Source organism: Brucella sp. LJL56 (assembly GCF_054871705.1).
Window position 1 is genome coordinate 131,362 of record NZ_JBTXLQ010000001.1, and the last position, 16,808, is coordinate 148,169.

Below are 16,808 nucleotides of genomic sequence, written 5' to 3' on the forward strand. Positions count from 1 at the left end.
CACATTACGGTGATACACGCTGGCATATTGATTTTGGTCGGATTCGTTGCGTAAGCTCTATCTCATTGCTCACGTAACGGGATTTGCATGGGGCTGATTTCAAAAACATTGGTATTTGCGCGCGCGGCCTCTGTGGGCGTTTCGCTGGCTGCATTCGTGCCGGTTTTAAGTCAGGCGGCACCTGTTGAGGCGGCATTCGTTTCAAAGGCGCCGCAGGTGTTGCTTATCGATGACCGAAGCGGAACGGTGCTTCTTTCCAAGAATGCCAATGTTCCTATTCCGCCCGCATCTCTTGCCAAGCTGATGACGGCCGAAGTGGTTTTCGAAGCCCTTGATAAAGGCGCGACGACACTCGAAACGCCTTACATTGTCAGCGAGAATGCCTGGAGAACCGGTGGCGCCCCCTCGGGAACATCAACGATGTTCGCACGCATCAAGTCGGCGCCAACGGTCGCTGATCTGCTGCAGGGGATGATTGTTCAGTCGGCGAATGACGGCGCCATCGTACTGGCAGAAGGGCTGGCGGGTAGCGAAGAGGCTTTTGCAAAGCGCATGAATGATCGTGCGCAGGAGCTTGGTTTGACCGGCTCCAAATTTGTAAACTCGACGGGTTTGCCCGCCGAAGGGCAGGCGGTCTCGTTGCAGGATCTGGTCAGATTGGCGCGACATATCCGGACAGCCCATCCCGAGTATTATAAATATTATGCTCAACCTGCCTTCACCTGGAACAACATCATGCAACGCAACCGCAACCCCTTGTTGCGGCTTGATGTCGGAGCTGACGGCATGGGAACGGGTTTTACGGAAGCATCAGGTTTTGCGCTGGTTGGGTCGGCGGAACAGAACGGTCGCAGGCTTTATTTGGCGATGAGCGGTCTTGCCAGCATCAAGGAGCGTGAAGAAGAAGCAAAGCGTCTCCTGCAATGGGGGATGACGGCCTTTGACGATGTTCAGCTTTATCCGACGGGCGAGATTGTTGGCGAGGCGCAAGTTTTCGGCGGTGCTTTCACGCATGTACCATTGAAGGTCAAGGATCGCGTCGAGCTATTGCTGCCGAAAGATGGTCGTGACAAGCTGAAAGCCCGGATTGTCTATAAGGGGCCACTCGATGCTCCTGTCGCCGACAACCAGCAGGTCGGTGTTCTTCAGTTGGAGCTTAATGGTAGCATTCTTCGTGATATCCCTGTTTTCACGGCGCAATCTATCGATGAAGGAAGTCTCTCGAAGCGCGCCTTGGGTGCGGCGATGGAGCTTTCCACCGGCTGGCTGCGGAAGTATCTTTAGCCTGCGTTGGGTGTATTCCAGGCTCGACCTGATAGCCAAAGGCCGATAATAAATTTCACAGAAGTCCGTTCGGGCATCGATTCAAACAGTTGGAAGTTGGTTTGTCGGGATTGTTCATCACATTCGAAGGCGGCGAAGGAGCGGGCAAGTCAACACAAATCGCGTTGCTGGCCAAGCACCTGCGGGCATGCGGCTTCGATCCGGTCATCACGCGAGAACCGGGCGGCTCTCCTGGTGCGGAAGCAATTCGCCATGTCATACTGAGCGGCAATGCAGAGAACTACGGCCCAGCGATGGAAGCCCTGCTGTTCGCCGCTGCAAGGGCAGACCATGTAGACCAGCTTATCCGTCCCGCCCTGAACGAGGGGCGAGTGGTGCTTTGTGACCGTTTCATCGACTCAAGCCGTGCCTATCAGGGCGTTACCGGCAATCTCGACAGCACCTATATGGCGGCGGTGGAACGCATTGCCATAGACGGCGCCATGCCTGACATGACGATCATTCTCGACATTCCCGCGGAGAAAGGTCTGTCGCGTGCTGGAAAACGGCGTGGCAGCGAAACTGCGGACCGGTTCGAGAAAGAAGATATTGCTGTCCATGAGGCGCGACGGCAGGCCTTCCTCGCGATCGCCGAAGCGGAACCTGAGCGATGCAAGGTCATCGACGCTGACCGCCCGCAAGACGCGATTGCGGGCGATATCGCAAAAGAAGTTGATCATGTTCTGACGAAAAGGGGGCTTTTGTGATCGAGGAACTCGACGTCCCTAAAGCCCACGATTCCATTGAGGGTGTGCCAGAACCGTCGGCAAGCGATTATATCGCGGGACACCGGGAGATCAGTGATTTTCTGGCGCAAGCCTATCGCGAGGGGCGTATGCATCATGCGCTTCTCTTTGAAGGTGCGCAGGGGATCGGCAAGGCAACGCTCGCTTTTCACCTGGCAGGCCATATGCTGGCCCATGGCAATAATGGCGAGGCACCGGAGCATATTGCTGCGCCGGATTTTGCGAAACCGCTCTGGCGGCAGATTGCAGGCGGCATGCATCCCGCTGTCCTGCATATCAATCGCCCATTCGATCAGAAAACGGGAAAATTCAAAACGGGTATCCCAGTGGAAGAAATCCGCCGGGTCACGCATTTTCTGACCAGAACGGCATCGGACCACGCCTGGCGCATCGTAATTGTCGACCCTGCCGATGATATGAACCGCAATGCCGCCAATGCGCTCTTGAAAACGCTGGAAGAACCTCCTGCACGGGCTCTCTTTATCCTGATTTCTCATTCGGCGGGGCGCTTGCTTCCGACAATTCGGTCGCGCTGCCAGAGCATCGGCTTCAAGCCACTTGATGATAGTGCGCTGACAGATGCCCTCGCACATGTCGGCCCCGGTGTCGGAATGGGGGCTGATGCCGTAACGAAAACGCTGCTTCAGAGATCGGAAGGCAGCGCGCGCAAGGCACTTCTGCTGGTGGCGAATGGCGGTATCGAAATCGCTGATACGGTCGATTCCCTTCTTGAAGGACAAAATTTCGATTTGCCGAAAGCACAGGCGCTCGCCGGCATATTGAATGGTCGCGAGTCGGAAGTTCAGTATGAATTGTTCCGTGACCATCTGCTGGGGCGGGTTGCGATCGAAGCTCGCCATCGTGCGGAGGCAGGGCAACTGCGTGATGCAGACCGCTGGTCGCGATTCTGGAGCGATCTGTCACGCGAAACCGCGGATGCCGAAACCTACAATCTCGACCGCCGGCAAGCTGTGGTAATTCTTTTGGAAAAAACGCATCGCGCTTTTCGTTCCGGTCAGCCTCCGCTTGCGTGACATGGCCGCCGACATGCGTTATGTCACCGCTGATAATTTTCTCCTCGTGTGTCTGCTAATCATTCAGGCGCGCTTTCAAACTTCGAAAGACCGGGTCCATAATGAGCCGCGAAAAATATTACATCACCACCGCGATTGCTTATCCGAACGGAAAGCCGCACATCGGCCACGCGTATGAACTGATCGCGACCGATGCAATGGCGCGTTTTCAGCGCCTGAACGGCAAGGATGTTTTCTTTCTGACCGGTACGGACGAACACGGTATCAAGATGCTGCAGAGCGCGCGCAAGGAAGGCATCACGCCGCGCGAGCTTGCAGATCGCAATACGGCTGCGTTCAGGCAAATGGCGGATGTACTGAACAGTTCGAATGACGATTATATTCGCACCTCGGAAGAGCGCCATTACAAGGCCAGCCAGGCCATCTGGAAAGCGATGGCCGACAATGGCGATATCTACAAGGGTGGATATGCCGGTTGGTACTCCGTGCGTGACGAAGCCTACTATGGTGAAGAGGAAACGGAAGTCCGCGAAGATGGCGTTCGTTACGGCCCACAGGGTACGCCTGTCGAATGGGTCGAGGAGGAAAGCTATTTCTTCCGTCTCTCAGCCTATCAGGACAAGCTGCTCGATCTTTACGAGAATAATCCGGGCTTCATCATGCCTGCGGAGCGCCGCAACGAGATCGTGAGCTTCGTCAAGTCGGGCCTGAAGGATCTGTCGATTTCGCGCACGACCTTCGACTGGGGCATTCCGGTGCCGGGCGACGAGAAGCATGTCATGTATGTATGGGTCGACGCCCTGACCAATTACATTACCGCTCTCGGCTATCCCGATACTACGGACGAAAAGTGGGGTTATTGGCCAGCCGATGCGCATATCATCGGCAAGGATATCTCGCGCTTTCACGCTGTCTACTGGCCCGCATTCCTGATGTCGGCTGGTATTCCGCTGCCGAAGCGGGTTTTTGCACACGGCTTCCTGTTTAACCGCGGCGAGAAAATGTCGAAGTCCCTCGGCAATGTGATTGATCCGTTTGGCCTGGTTGAGCGTTATGGGCTCGATCAGTTGCGCTATTTCCTGATGCGTGAAGTGCCGTTCGGTCAGGACGGCAGCTATAGCCACGACGCTATCGTCAACCGCACCAACGCTGACCTGGCGAACGATCTCGGCAATCTTGCCCAGCGCTCGCTGTCGATGATCGCCAAGAACTGTGAAGGCAAGGTTCCGGTTCCGGGCGAATTCTCGGACGCGGATAAAGCCATTCTCGATCAGGCCGATGCGGCGCTCGATACCGCACGCAAGGCAATGGACGATCAGGCGCTGCACCTTGCGCTTGGGGCGATTTTCGCTGTTGTTGCCGAAGCCAACCGTTATTTTGCGGGACAGGAGCCTTGGGCTTTGCGCAAGACTGATCCAGCACGCATGGGCACTGTCCTTTATGTGACGGCCGAGGTGATCCGGCGCGTTGGCATCATGGTGCAGCCGTTTATTCCGCAGTCGGCGGAAAAGCTTCTCGACATACTGGCTATTCCTGCCAACAAGCGTCAGTTCTCCGACGTTACGGCAAGCCAGCTTGTCGGCGGGACCGATCTGCCCGCTCCGCAGCCGGTATTTCCGCGCTATGTGGAAACAGAAGAGCAGAACTGAGTTCGATGATGCTTGTCGATAGTCATTGTCACCTCGACTTTGCCGACTTTGAGCCGGAGCGCGATGACATCGTTCAGCGCGCTCTGGATGCAGGCGTCAGGCGCATGGTGACCATTTCCACACGGGTCAAGAAGTTCGACACGATCCGTGCACTCGCTGAAACCTATGATTCCGTTTATTGTTCGGTCGGAACCCATCCGAATAATGCGCATGAAGAACTGGACGTGACCGCCGATGATCTCGTGCGTCTGGCCGAACACCCGAAAGTGGTGGCTATCGGCGAGGCGGGGCTCGACTATCACTATGATTATGCGCCACCGGCAGCACAGAGGCAGGGTTTTCTCGTGCACATCGAGGCGGCACGTCGTACTCAATTGCCGCTAGTCATTCATGCCCGTAGCGCAGATGAGGATATGGCCGAGATTCTGGAGCGTGAGACGGGGAAGGGCGCTTTTCCGTTCATCCTGCACTGCTTCTCTTCCGGTCGCGCTCTGGCTGAAAAGGGCATCGCGCTCGGCGGTTATGTCTCCTTCTCGGGAATTCTGACTTTCAAAAACTCAGCCGAAATCCGCGAAGTTGCTTCCATTGTTCCGCGCGACCGTTTGCTCGTCGAGACGGATGCTCCTTATCTGGCGCCGGTTCCTTATCGTGGCAAACGCAACGAGCCTTCTTTTGTACAGCATACCGCCGCCGTACTTGCCGAGACGATTGGCGTGAGTAGGGAAGAAATTGCGCAAATTACCAGCGAAAATGTCTTCCGCCTGTTCTCCAAGATGCCGATGCCAGAAGATTTGGCCGCAAAAGGAAACTGATTGTGTCAGCGCCGCGTAACTGCCTGCGTTTTACGCTTCTGGGCTGCGGATCGTCTCCCGGCGTGCCACGCATCAACGGCGACTGGGGCAGTTGCGATCCGCAGAACCCGAAAAACAGGCGCCGTCGCGCATCGCTTCTGGTTGAGCGATTTGACAATGCCGGTAACAGCACGACGGTTGTGATCGATACGGGGCCGGATTTCCGCGCCCAGATGATCGATGCTGGAGCGCACAGCCTTGATGCGGCTGTCTATACCCATCCGCATGCAGACCATATTCACGGTATCGATGATCTTCGCACATATGTGGTTGAAAACCGTCGGCTCATGGATGTCTATGCCAATCGGCTGACGCGTAACCGGCTCTTCGACGCGTTTGGCTATTGTTTCGAAACACCTGTTGGGTCGAACTATCCACCAATCCTCAGCATGCACGACATTGCTCCTGAGACGCCGTTTTCCATATCTGGAGCGGGAGGTGCAATCCGTTTCGAGCCGTTCAGCCAGGTCCATGGCGATATTGAATCGCTGGGCTTTCGTATAGGTTCTGTCGTTTATTGCACGGACGTGAGTGCTTTTCCTGAACAAAGCCTCAAGCATTTGGATGACGCCGAGGTGCTCATCATAGATGCGCTGCAATACCGCCCACATCCAAGCCATTTTTCGCTTGGCGAAGCGCTTGAATGGATTGAGAAGCTGGCGCCCAAACGCGCCATTCTCACGCATATGCATGTCCCGCTCGATTATGAAACCGTCATGCGCGAGACACCGGACAATGTCGAGGCGGGATATGATGGGCTCCGCTTCGAGATACGGCTTAAAGTTTCGAGCTAGCGATGAAAATAGCCCGCGATGAGATCATCGCGGGCTTTTCACTTGAAGTTCTGTGCTTTAGCCAATCGCGCCCTTGGACGGGAAGGGCATGACGTTACTGCCTTCAGCGGACTTCGGCTGCTTGTCTTCGAGCTTAAGACCACCGGCGCGGAGCAGATCGGTAAAGCGTCCGCCACGGGCGGCAAGTTCATCGAAGCTACCGCTTTCAACCAGATGTCCCTTATCCATGAAAAGGACCAGATCGGCTGAGCGAACCGTCGAAAGACGGTGAGCGATAATGAAGGTCGTACGGTTGTGACTGAGATCGTCAACCGCCTGCTTCACCTTCTCTTCGGTTTCGACGTCGAGCGCACTGGTCGCTTCATCGAGAACGAGGATAGGCGAGTCCTTCAGGATTGCGCGAGCGATCGCGAGGCGTTGGCGTTCGCCGCCGGAAAGTTGTGACCCGCGTTCACCGACAACCGTATCGTAGCCATCGCTCTTGGCCAGAATGAAGTCGTGGGCTGCAGCAGCACGTGCTGCTGCGTGTACTTCCTCATGCGTGGCGCTTTCACGGCCGACACGAATATTCTCTTCGACCGAGCGATTGAACAGGCCGGCATCCTGAAAGACGGTTGCAATCGCATGGCGCAACGAACGACGGCTGACGGTACGCGTATCTGTTCCGTCGATTGTGATACGGCCTGCTGCTGGATCGAAAACGCGCTGCAACAAATTGATGAGAGTGGTTTTGCCTGCGCCTGTTGGACCGACAATAGCCACCGTCTGCCCTGGCTTGATTTCGAAGGACACGTCATAGACGCCTTGGCCGGAATTCGGAAACTCAAAGGTGACATTGTCGAAAACGATGTCGCCCTTGACGTCGGTGAGATCCGAGACGTCCTGCGGTTCCTGACGATCAGCCGTAGCGTCTTCCATCTGGAAGAATTCTTCAAGCTTGGCGCGTGCTGTAACCGTCTGGTTGATGAACGCGCTGATCTGGTCGAGACGGCCGATCATCAACTGGGCAAAGCCGATAAAGGCAATCACATCGCCCACGCGCATCTGGCCCTTGGTGACGAAGTAGGCACCCAAAACAAGAACCACCACCATCGAGAAAGTTGAGGCCATGCGGTTTAAGCCGCTGGCGAGCGCCCACCAGTTGAGGACTGGAAACTGTGCCTTCTCAAGATTTTTGGCGTAATCGCGCAAAGACTGGGTTTCCGACGCAATACGGTTATAGCTCTGTACGACCGAAACGTTGCTAATCGTATCGCTCACGTGTTCGAACAGCTTGTGGTGATGCTTCTCGACAGCCACCTGGCCGTCTTTGGTCTTGCGCATCACCAGTTGACCGATCATCACATAGATGACGCCGAGCACGATCAGCACCAGCGACATGCGCATATCCATATTCATCGCAACCGGAATGAGCGTCACCAAGGCAACGATCGTCGTCAAATGCTGGCGCATGAATTCGAGCCAGAGCGTGAACAGCGAGTCTGTTGCACGGATCAGCGTATGGAGTGCGTTGGACGTACCGCGCTTCTGGTGCCAGGAAAGTGGCATTGTGATGAGGCGTTCATAAGAATCGATCATCACGCCCAGACGACGGCGATGTGCCAGGCGGTCGGCTCCGCGTGCAACAAAAACCGCAGCAACAATGTTGAAGCCACCAAGGGCAGCCCACATCGCAAGCGGCGAGAAGATATCGCCCTTGTCGGAGATGGCCTGAATGACCCGGCCGAACAGAATAGGTTCGGCAAGTGTGACCAGGGCAACCAGGACACTCGCGACACACATGGTTATCGTCGCGGTCTTCTCGACCGCAAGGTATTCCATGGCTCGCCAGTAAATTTTGAGCAATGACACTTTCGCACTCCCGCTCGTTCTATTTCACGGGACTAAATGGTATAGCCCCGTTGTTCTATCAATATCTGATGGCGGCAAGAAGTGGCGATTGGGTGTCAAGATCGACCATAAATTAAAAACGGGTGTAACCGAGTGTGAAGATTCGGTGGTCGGAATCGAATTCTATAGAGAAAGCTGAGCTAGTTGCAGCTAATGCAGCCAAATTGCAGTTTTCAGGAATTCTGCCTAGTAATCATCGGAACTCGCGTCTATTGACAGGATTAAGTGACCAGCGCGTGTGTACGTGCGGTATTAGGAAGAGTTGATCGGGTTTCTCAATGGCAGGCGTAGAACAGAAGATTGTGGATACAAGCGAAGCGGGCATGCGGCTCGATCGCTGGTTCAAAGTCCATTATCCGGGGCTCGGTTTTGGTCACCTGCAGAAACTCTTGCGGTCGGGGCAAGTTCGTATCGACGGTTCCAGGGCTAAGGCCGATACGCGTATTCAGGCCGGGCAGACTGTTCGTATCCCGCCTCTGGGTGTCGATGAAAAAGCCGCTGGGCCGATCACGGCGCGGACAATCCGCAGCCAGCAAGACGGTGACGTGCTTTCGCAGATGCTTCTCTATGAAGATCCGAAAGTGTTTGTTTTCAACAAACCGGCCGGTCTCGCCGTCCAGGGCGGATCGGGTTTGACACGGCACGTTGATGGAATGCTGGAAGCCTGGCGCAACAAGAAGGGCGAAAAGCCGCGTCTTGTCCATCGCATTGACCGCGACACATCTGGTGTACTGGTTGTGGCGCGCACACGTGGTGCAGCGCAGGCACTGACCGCCGCTTTCCGAGAACGCGACACCAAGAAGACCTATTGGGCACTGGTAAAGGGCGTTCCGCGCAAACGTGAGGACAAGATTTCCACGTGGCTCGTCCGGGATCAGACACCGGACGGTGACAAGATGCGCGTTTGCCAGCATGGCGAACCGGATTCCGATCATGCGATCTCGTATTATCGCATCATCGACAAGGCGGGAAACAACCTGACCTGGCTCGAAATGGAACCTTATACCGGTAGAACCCACCAGTTGCGCGTGCATGCAGCCTATATCGGTCATCCAATCATCGGTGATCCCAAATATTTTGAAGCCGACCAGAATTGGGAATTTCCGGGCGGGATACAAAAACGCTTGCATCTTCATGCGCGACGCATTCGTATTCCAAACCCGTCAGGCGGCGTTATCGATGTGACAGCACCATTGCCGCCACACATGGTGCAGTCATGGAACCTGCTCGGCTTCGACGAGGAAAGTGCGGAAGATTAAAAATGTCAGGCGAAGCGGGGGGATCGTCCCAAGGACGAGTTTCGTTCGATGGGCTGGCCATCATGCTGGTCATGTTCATCATGTTCAGTTGGGGACTAAATCAGGTTGCCATCAAGATCGGCAATCGAGGATTCAATCCCATGCTGATGGCGGCAGGGCGCGCAGCACTCGGTGGTGTGTGCGTTTTTCTCTGGTGTTACTGGCGCCGTATTCCGCTTTTCAATCGTGATGGTACGCTCGCGGCCGGGATAGTCGCCGGCTTGCTGTTCGGTACTGAGTTCGTTCTGATTTTTCTCGCGATGGAGCTGACAAGCGTGGGGCGTGTCACCCTCATGATGAATGTCATGCCGTTCTGGGTTGCTATCGGAAGCCATTTTCTTCTCGGTGAGCGGATGTCAGTCCGGGCTTTCCTAGGCATGTGTATTGCCTTTCTGGGGGTGTTTCTCGTCTTCTCCGACCATGTCAGCCGACCGGGACCACTTGCAATCTATGGCGATCTGCTGGCTCTGGTGTCTGGTGTGCTGTGGGGGCTTACCACGCTGGTCATCAAGAGAACGCGGCTTGCTTATACCGCGCCGGAAAAGACACTTCTTTATCAATTGGTAGTTGCAGCGCTGGTGCCGCTGCCATTCATCTCGTTGAGCGGCCCGCTGCTTCGCAGCCCTGATATACTATCCATATCAGCCTTCCTCTTTCAGGCAATATTCGTGGTGGCCTTCACCTATCCGCTCTGGTTCTGGATGGTGCGCCGATACCCTGCATCGAAGCTTTCGAATTTTGCATTCCTCACACCAGCATTTGGCGTGTTATTGAGCGGTCTCATTCTGAACGAGCCTCTGAGCTGGAAAATATTCGCAGCTCTCGCGTTGGTCGGTTGCGGACTGATGATCATCAACAAACCGGCAAAGGTCTCCAACGCCCGATGAAACTGGTACTTTTCGATTGCGACGGAACGCTGGTAGACAGCGGTGACTTCATTCACAGATGCATGGCAACGAGTTTTGCTGATGCCGGTCTGGAACCTCCAGCAATCGAGGAAACGCATTCGATCATCGGCTTGTCACTACATCTGGCTATCGCGAAGCTTCTGAAGCGCGAACCGGATGATCAGGTGCATTGGCTGACTCAGCGCTATAAGGACAACTTCGTCATGCTGCGACAAGCTCCTGATTTCGCAGAGCCGCTCTACGATGGAATTCTGCCGCTCTTGACGGAACTTGGAGCGAGGGACGACCTTCTGCTCGGTATCGTGACCGGAAAGTCCCAGCGTGGCGTTCGTTCTGTATTCGAGCGCCATGGCATAGGGCATCATTTCGTGGTGACGCGTACTGCCGACGATTGTCCGTCGAAACCGCATCCGGCCATGGTGCTTGAATCTTGCGCGGAAATGGGCATAGAACCCTACCGAACGATTGTTATCGGTGATGCTGTTTATGATATGCAGATGGCCCGCTCGGCAGGCGCTATGGCCGCGGGCGTGTCGTGGGGTTATCATAACAGGCAAGGACTGATCGAAGCGGGCGCCCATCACATTTTGGAAGCGCCATCCGAACTTCATGCACTGCTGCATGGTATGGACGAACAGGTTCTTTAGTCACTGAACCTTCCGGCCAAGCCAGCGACAAAGAACTGGACAAATCTATGCGTGATATTTTGAACGATCTTGAATCGGGAAAGCAGCTTTCGGACGAAAATCCGATCGTACGGGCACAAAAGCTGATGCCTGCGCAGATGCCTAAACGCTTCTACGAAAAAGCGGAAGTGGCCGATGTTGAAGGCGGCTTTGCCGTCCATCTGGATGGTCGTCCGGTCAAGACACCTGCGCGCAATCTTCTGCTGCTGCCGACCGAGGCGGCTGCCCAAATCGTAGCGGCTGAATTTGCCGCTCAGGAAAAGGTAATCGATCCGGGAAAGATGCCCGCTACCCGCCTCGTCAATACGGCGATTGACGGAATTGCGCAGGATCCGCAGGCGGTATTTGAGGATATTCTGCGTTTTGCGGGGACGGACATGCTTTGCTATCGCGCCGATAGTCCGCAGGAGCTTGTTTCTCGACAGACTGAGCAATGGGATCCGCTGATCGACTGGATGGAGGGCCTCGGCGCCAGGTTTTCACTCGCCGAAGGTGTGATGCACATCGAACAGCCGCGCGAAGCGATAGCAGCACTCGGCGTGCATCTGGCTGCCTTCAAGGATCCAATCGCGCTGGCATCACTGCATACAATGACGACGCTGACGGGATCGGCGATTATTGCGTTTGCCATCGCCAAGGGCGAAGTGACCGCAGAACAAGGCTGGAATCTGGCGCATATCGACGAGGATTGGACCATCGAGCAATGGGGATCAGATGCGGAAGCCGTAGAGCGACGCAAGAACCGTAAAATCGAGATGATGATGGCTGCCCGCGTTCTCGAGGCACTTTAAGTATAAGAATTATTGTACTGATTTAATAAAGAAACCCCGGCATTGCCGGGGTTTCTTTGCGCGCGCAATCATCAAGTGTTGCACGTCGTTCCCCTCGGTAAAAACACAAGAAATTGCGCGGACGGATTGGCGCCCGCGCAGTTTTCTTAAACCGAGTAGTACATGTCGTACTCGACCGGATGCGGCGTCGTTTCGTAACGCAGCACTTCGGCCATCTTGAGTTCAATGAAGCTGTCGATCTGGTCATCTTCGAATACGCCGCCAGCCTTGAGGAACTCGCGATCCTTGTCGAGCGACTGCAGCGCTTCGCGAAGCGATCCGCAAACGGTTGGGATCTTCTTGAGTTCCTTTGCAGGCAGATCGTAGAGATCCTTGTCCATGGCCTGACCAGGGTGGATCTTGTTCTTGATACCGTCAAGACCAGCCATCAGCAGCGCTGCAAAGCAGAGATATGGGTTTGCTGCCGGATCTGGAAAGCGAACTTCAAGGCGCTTCGACTTCGGCGACGAGCCGAATGGGATACGGCAGGAAGCCGAACGGTTGCGAGCCGAGTAAGCCAGCAAAACCGGAGCTTCGTAACCGGGGACCAGACGCTTGTAGGAGTTGGTCGATGGGTTGGTGAATGCGTTCACGGCCTTGGCGTGCTTGATGACGCCGCCGATGAAGTACAGGCAGTTTTCCGACAGGCCGGCATATTCGTTACCAGCGAAGGTTGGCTTGCCGTCTTTCCAGATCGAGAAGTGAACGTGCATACCCGAACCGTTGTCGCCGAAAACCGGCTTTGGCATGAAGGTTGCAGTCTTGCCGTAGGCATTGGCAACCTGATGCACAACATACTTGTAGATCTGCATCTTGTCGGCGTTGCGAACGAGCGTGTCGAACTTCACACCCAGTTCATGCTGAGCCGAAGCCACTTCGTGGTGGTGCTTTTCAACGGTTACGCCCATTTCCGTCAAAACAGTGAGCATTTCTGAACGCATATCCTGCGCACTGTCGATCGGCGGAACCGGGAAGTAACCACCCTTGACGCGTGGACGGTGGCCGAGATTGCCGGTTTCGTAATCGGTATCGTCGTTCGATGGCAGTTCGGTCGAGTCGAGCTTGAAGCCGGTGTTGAACGGATCGACCTTGTACTTGACGTCGTCGAATACGAAGAATTCAGCTTCCGGGCCAACATAAACAGTGTCGCCGATGCCGAGCGACTTCATGTAGGCTTCGGCTTTCTTTGCAGTCGTGCGAGGATCGCGGCCATAGGCTTCACCCGAAATCGGATCAAGGATATCGCAGAGAATGACCAGCGTGGACTGAGCGAAGAATGGATCGATGTGAGCTGTTTCAGGATCCGGCATGAGAACCATATCGGATTCATTGATGGCCTTCCAGCCACCGATCGAAGAACCGTCAAACATGACGCCGTCTTCGAACATTTCTTCGTCTACGAGGCCAATATCCATCGTGACGTGATGCAGCTTGCCCTTGGGATCGGTGAAGCGCAGGTCAACAAACTTGATGTCGTTGTCTTTGATCTGTTTCAGAATGTCATTGGCAGTCGTCATTTTGGTATCCTGTTTGCACGACGATGGATTGTACGCAGCTCTTATCAGATGGCATCCACGCCGGATTCACCGGTACGGATACGAATAACTTCTTCGATATTGGAGACGAAAATCTTACCATCGCCGATGCGTCCCGTCTGGGCAGCCTTGCGGATGGCTTCAATAGCACCGTCCACGGTTTCGTCAGCGACGATGACCTCAACTTTCACCTTGGGAAGAAAGTCGACGACATATTCGGCGCCGCGGTAAAGTTCGGTATGACCTTTTTGTCGCCCAAAGCCCTTGGCTTCGATGACAGTGATCCCCTGCAAGCCGACTTCCTGAAGGGCTTCCTTCACTTCATCCAGCTTGAAGGGCTTAATGATGGCTTCGATCTTTTTCATCAGAGAATGGTCTCCGCTCTTCTTCGGAAATGAGCATTGTGCTCGTTTCACCAATAGAGAAGCATGAAGTGTGCCAGTTTGAAGTGGGTGTAAGAAATTTCTTCAGTTTCCTTCATTCCAAGGCAGAGTGGCACTATTCGTGATGCTTGCGCAAGCGCCACTATGTCGGCAAGTATGAAATAGGCCATATTGACCTGGTTTTTCTGCCTAAAATTTAGTCATTTTGCATCAAAAGAGGGCGGGCTTGCATAAAGTGAAGTGCCGCGTATTTAATCACATAGACAACCCGTGTTGAAAAGGTACGCGATGTACGAGTTGCTGACTCCGCAGGAAATGGCAGAAGCGGATCGCCAGACGATCGAGACCGGTATCAAGGATGGTTTCTCGCTGATGCTCGCGGCAGGGCGAGCGGTTGCGGATGTCGCGCAGCGGATGTTTCCCCGTAATGCGCCTGTCGCTGTTCTGTGCGGACCCGGCAACAATGGCGGCGACGGTTACGTTGCCGCACAGTTTCTACTGGAAGCGGGATTGGAGGTTGTATGCTTCGCATCAACTCCCCCTCGGAAAGGTTCTGATGCCATGCGCGCATCGCTTTTCTACAAGGGACCTGCGACCAACTTCAACGAATTTTCGACCGCGAGTTTTGGAGGTGTAGTCGATGCTCTATTCGGCGCAGGATTGGCTCGAGACATTCACGGGGCCGAAGCTGTAGCAATTGATGCGGTGAATGCCTCTGATCTGCCTGTTGTGGCAGTTGATTTGCCAAGCGGCATATCTGGTGAAGGCGGTGGCATCCTCGGAACGGCGATCCGCGCGCGCGCGACAGTCACGTTCTTTCGCAAGAAGCCCGGCCACCTGCTGCAGCCGGGAAGGGCGCATTGCGGTGTTCTCCATGTCACGGATATCGGTATTCCAGATCACATACTTGCAACAATCGAACCGCGCACTTTCGAGAATGCTCCTGAGCTTTGGGAAAGCACGTTGCCGGTTCTTGGCACTGAGGCTTACAAATATAGTCGTGGCCATGTCGCGGTGTTTTCCGGCGGGGCTCATTCGACGGGCGCGGCACGCCTGTCAGCTCTTGCGGCAGCTCGTAGTGGTGCGGGTGCGGTAACGCTTTTGTCTCCGCCCGACGCCATGGCGGTGAACGCGGCTCATCTGACCAGTATCATGGTTCGTGAAACTCGTGGTTTGAGAGATGCTCGGCAGTTCCTTTCCGAACGCAAGGTTGCTGCAGCGGTGCTCGGTCCGGGTTATGGAAATCCGACTTTTGTGCGCGAACATGCCTTGTTACTCGCAAGCAGCAGGCTGGAAGGGTTTCGTGGGCTGGTTCTGGATGCCGACGGCATCACGGCCTTTGAACGGAATCCAGATGAGCTATTCGAAAAGCGGCAGGGTGCCGAGACTGCGCTCGTGCTTACACCGCACGAAGGAGAATTCCGGCGACTGTTCCCTGATATTGCAAAGAACTCGACCTCGAAGATCGGAAAGGCGCGTGAGGCTGCAAGGCGCGCCAATGCAGTCATTGTATATAAAGGGCCTGATACCGTGATCGCTGAACCGGAGGGGCTGGCTGTAGTTAATGCCAATGGAACACCGTTGCTGGCGACGGCAGGATCAGGCGACGTGCTGACGGGTATAGTCTGTGGCCTGCTTGCACAGGGCATGCCTGCATTCGTCGCTGCCTGTGCGTCGGTATGGATGCATGCAGACGCTGCGCGTCGCTTCGGTCATGGCCTTATCGCCGACGATCTGCCTGCTCAACTTCCTAAGGTTTTGTCGGCGTTAGAGCGATCTTCCCGAAATTAACGACCGGACGTTCGGCTGTTTTTTGTGCCGACGTCAACGGTGATGCTTCCAGAGACCGAAACATCTGTATTGCCGATACGAAAGTTCTTCCAGTTGCCGTTCGGCGTCTGGTTCGGTTCAGGAGCAGGAGGCGGGGCGGACACAATAGGCTTCGGCGGCTGCACACCGGGCAGGCCCGGCGATCTTTCATTCGCAGACGCAGTTGATATGATGGCTAAGAAAATAGTGCCAAATATAAGGAAACGCTGCGCAATCATTTTTCAATCTCCCTTATACGGCGGCAGTAACCGCATCGATGAGTTGCCCAGCCATTTCGAGGGTAAACTCGTTGAAATGAGAGATAACGTGGCTTGGATCGTAATGCTGTACGGGAAGATCAGTATATCCGAAATCGACGGCAACCACTGGAATGCCAGCCGCCTTCGCAGTGTCGATATCAGTTCGGCTATCCCCAACCATGATTGCCCGTTCGCGATTGCCGCCGGCCCGCGCGATGGTCTCGGTGAGATGACGCGGATCGGGCTTGCGATAGGCGAAAGTATCAGCGCCGCAAATCGCACCAAATCGCCCGGCTTCACCCATTGAAGTCAGGAGTTTGACCGATAAAGCCTCAAACTTGTTCGTGCAAACTGCCAGTTCGTAACCGTGTGCCGAGAAGCGGTCCATCGCCTCCAGAACACCTGGGAAGAAGGTCGAGTGTCCAGGCATGTTATCTGCATAATGCTCGCGAAATTCTTCAACGAGATTATCGAGCTGTGCTTCATTGGTCTGTTTCTGCTGTGCGGCAAAGGCGCGCTCGATCATGACGCGCCCGCCCTGGCCGACAAATCTCCGCAACGATTCACGATCCGCCGTTTTCAGGCCCGATATTGCGAGGCAGTGATTAAGGCTGTCGAGAAGGTCCGGTGCTGTATCGACAAGTGTTCCGTCGAGATCAAAAACGATGATGGGCTTGGGATTGGCGGCAGACATTAGCTTCTCGTGGGTAAATGGGGAATGGGGCATTCCTATCTGATTGTCGTCTTCGGCTCAACCTTGCGATCAGATTTGCTTGGAACGCGATTCGATCAGATGAAATGAGATTGGCATT

General features: G+C 55.0%; 16 protein-coding genes. 11 read left to right on the forward strand and 5 right to left on the reverse strand.

Annotated features, from left to right (window positions below; all coding sequences use genetic code 11):
• Window positions 1–87: 87 nt before the first annotated feature.
• The 6 genes from ACYSN1_RS00695 (at window position 88) to ACYSN1_RS00720 (ending at window position 6,397) form a co-directional block, all read left to right on the forward strand.
• On the forward strand, window positions 88–1,284 hold the full coding sequence (locus tag ACYSN1_RS00695; protein ID WP_461723991.1) for a D-alanyl-D-alanine carboxypeptidase family protein: 1,197 nt from the start codon (window positions 88–90) through the stop codon (window positions 1,282–1,284).
• Window positions 1,285–1,385: 101 nt separating this feature from the next.
• Entirely contained in the window at window positions 1,386–2,030 is a 645-nt protein-coding gene (tmk, locus tag ACYSN1_RS00700; protein WP_109987804.1) for a dTMP kinase, read from the forward strand.
• On the forward strand, window positions 2,027–3,103 hold the full coding sequence (locus ACYSN1_RS00705) for a DNA polymerase III subunit delta' (RefSeq protein WP_461723992.1): 1,077 nt from the start codon (window positions 2,027–2,029) through the stop codon (window positions 3,101–3,103). Before tmk ends, ACYSN1_RS00705 begins: the two co-directional genes overlap by 4 nt.
• Before the next feature lie 101 nt (window positions 3,104–3,204).
• Entirely contained in the window at window positions 3,205–4,752 is a 1,548-nt protein-coding gene (metG, locus tag ACYSN1_RS00710; RefSeq protein WP_461723993.1) for a methionine--tRNA ligase, read from the forward strand.
• 8 nt (window positions 4,753–4,760) lie between these two features.
• Complete coding sequence (locus tag ACYSN1_RS00715) at window positions 4,761–5,564, forward strand: TatD family hydrolase (protein WP_461725236.1); 804 nt, start codon at window positions 4,761–4,763, stop codon at window positions 5,562–5,564.
• A 2-nt stretch (window positions 5,565–5,566) separates the two neighbouring features.
• A complete protein-coding gene (locus tag ACYSN1_RS00720; RefSeq protein ID WP_461723994.1) occupies window positions 5,567–6,397 on the forward strand; it encodes an MBL fold metallo-hydrolase in 831 nt (276 codons plus the stop codon).
• 57 nt (window positions 6,398–6,454) lie between these two features.
• On the opposite strand, the gene ACYSN1_RS00725 is transcribed toward ACYSN1_RS00720, so the two are convergent.
• The gene (locus ACYSN1_RS00725; RefSeq protein ID WP_461723995.1) at window positions 6,455–8,248 is read right to left on the reverse strand and encodes a glucan ABC transporter ATP-binding protein/ permease; all 1,794 of its coding nucleotides are present in this window, start codon (window positions 8,246–8,248) and stop codon (window positions 6,455–6,457) included.
• Window positions 8,249–8,565: 317 nt separating this feature from the next.
• Between ACYSN1_RS00725 and ACYSN1_RS00730 the strand changes: the two genes are divergently transcribed.
• The 4 genes from ACYSN1_RS00730 to ACYSN1_RS00745 are packed head-to-tail and all read left to right on the forward strand — an operon-like array spanning window position 8,566 to window position 11,970.
• Window positions 8,566–9,546, forward strand: coding sequence for an RluA family pseudouridine synthase (locus ACYSN1_RS00730; RefSeq protein ID WP_461723996.1), 981 nt, complete (start codon window positions 8,566–8,568; stop codon window positions 9,544–9,546).
• A gap of 2 nt (window positions 9,547–9,548) precedes the next feature.
• Complete coding sequence (locus ACYSN1_RS00735; RefSeq protein WP_461723997.1) at window positions 9,549–10,472, forward strand: DMT family transporter; 924 nt, start codon at window positions 9,549–9,551, stop codon at window positions 10,470–10,472.
• On the forward strand, window positions 10,469–11,140 hold the full coding sequence (locus tag ACYSN1_RS00740) for an HAD-IA family hydrolase (RefSeq protein ID WP_461723998.1): 672 nt from the start codon (window positions 10,469–10,471) through the stop codon (window positions 11,138–11,140). Before ACYSN1_RS00735 ends, ACYSN1_RS00740 begins: the two co-directional genes overlap by 4 nt.
• 47 nt (window positions 11,141–11,187) lie before the next feature.
• Entirely contained in the window at window positions 11,188–11,970 is a 783-nt protein-coding gene (locus ACYSN1_RS00745) for an ATP12 family chaperone protein (protein ID WP_461723999.1), read from the forward strand.
• Window positions 11,971–12,116: 146 nt separating this feature from the next.
• Here ACYSN1_RS00745 and glnA read toward each other — a convergent pair whose 3' ends face one another.
• Both glnA and ACYSN1_RS00755 read right to left on the reverse strand, forming a co-directional pair.
• Complete coding sequence (gene glnA / locus ACYSN1_RS00750) at window positions 12,117–13,526, reverse strand: type I glutamate--ammonia ligase (RefSeq protein ID WP_461724000.1); 1,410 nt, start codon at window positions 13,524–13,526, stop codon at window positions 12,117–12,119.
• A gap of 44 nt (window positions 13,527–13,570) precedes the next feature.
• Window positions 13,571–13,909, reverse strand: a complete 339-nt coding sequence (locus ACYSN1_RS00755; protein ID WP_007874909.1) for a P-II family nitrogen regulator — start codon at window positions 13,907–13,909, stop codon at window positions 13,571–13,573.
• 306 nt (window positions 13,910–14,215) lie between these two features.
• Between ACYSN1_RS00755 and ACYSN1_RS00760 the strand changes: the two genes are divergently transcribed.
• Entirely contained in the window at window positions 14,216–15,718 is a 1,503-nt protein-coding gene (locus ACYSN1_RS00760) for an NAD(P)H-hydrate dehydratase (protein ID WP_461724001.1), read from the forward strand.
• Here the strand turns inward: ACYSN1_RS00760 and ACYSN1_RS00765 are convergent.
• Both ACYSN1_RS00765 and ACYSN1_RS00770 read right to left on the reverse strand, forming a co-directional pair.
• Window positions 15,715–15,975 (reverse strand): hypothetical protein, encoded by a 261-nt coding sequence (locus ACYSN1_RS00765; protein ID WP_461724002.1) that lies wholly within the window; start codon window positions 15,973–15,975, stop codon window positions 15,715–15,717. The genes ACYSN1_RS00760 and ACYSN1_RS00765 overlap by 4 nt on opposite strands.
• 13 nt (window positions 15,976–15,988) lie before the next feature.
• A complete protein-coding gene (locus ACYSN1_RS00770) occupies window positions 15,989–16,690 on the reverse strand; it encodes an HAD family hydrolase (protein ID WP_461724003.1) in 702 nt (233 codons plus the stop codon).
• Between the last annotated feature and the right edge of the window lie 118 nt (window positions 16,691–16,808).

Coding starts and splice junctions, on each gene's coding strand:
- ACYSN1_RS00695 (WP_461723991.1), top strand. CDS start 88: ATGGGGCTGATTTCAAAAACATTGGTATTTGCGCGCGCGGCCTCTGTG.
- metG (WP_461723993.1), top strand. CDS start 3,205: ATGAGCCGCGAAAAATATTACATCACCACCGCGATTGCTTATCCGAAC.
- ACYSN1_RS00715 (WP_461725236.1), top strand. CDS start 4,761: ATGCTTGTCGATAGTCATTGTCACCTCGACTTTGCCGACTTTGAGCCG.
- ACYSN1_RS00730 (WP_461723996.1), top strand. CDS start 8,566: ATGGCAGGCGTAGAACAGAAGATTGTGGATACAAGCGAAGCGGGCATG.
- ACYSN1_RS00735 (WP_461723997.1), top strand. CDS start 9,549: ATGTCAGGCGAAGCGGGGGGATCGTCCCAAGGACGAGTTTCGTTCGAT.
- ACYSN1_RS00740 (WP_461723998.1), top strand. CDS start 10,469: ATGAAACTGGTACTTTTCGATTGCGACGGAACGCTGGTAGACAGCGGT.
- ACYSN1_RS00745 (WP_461723999.1), top strand. CDS start 11,188: ATGCGTGATATTTTGAACGATCTTGAATCGGGAAAGCAGCTTTCGGAC.
- glnA (WP_461724000.1), bottom strand. CDS start 13,526: ATGACGACTGCCAATGACATTCTGAAACAGATCAAAGACAACGACATC.
- ACYSN1_RS00755 (WP_007874909.1), bottom strand. CDS start 13,909: ATGAAAAAGATCGAAGCCATCATTAAGCCCTTCAAGCTGGATGAAGTG.
- ACYSN1_RS00760 (WP_461724001.1), top strand. CDS start 14,216: ATGTACGAGTTGCTGACTCCGCAGGAAATGGCAGAAGCGGATCGCCAG.
- ACYSN1_RS00765 (WP_461724002.1), bottom strand. CDS start 15,975: ATGATTGCGCAGCGTTTCCTTATATTTGGCACTATTTTCTTAGCCATC.
- ACYSN1_RS00770 (WP_461724003.1), bottom strand. CDS start 16,690: ATGTCTGCCGCCAATCCCAAGCCCATCATCGTTTTTGATCTCGACGGA.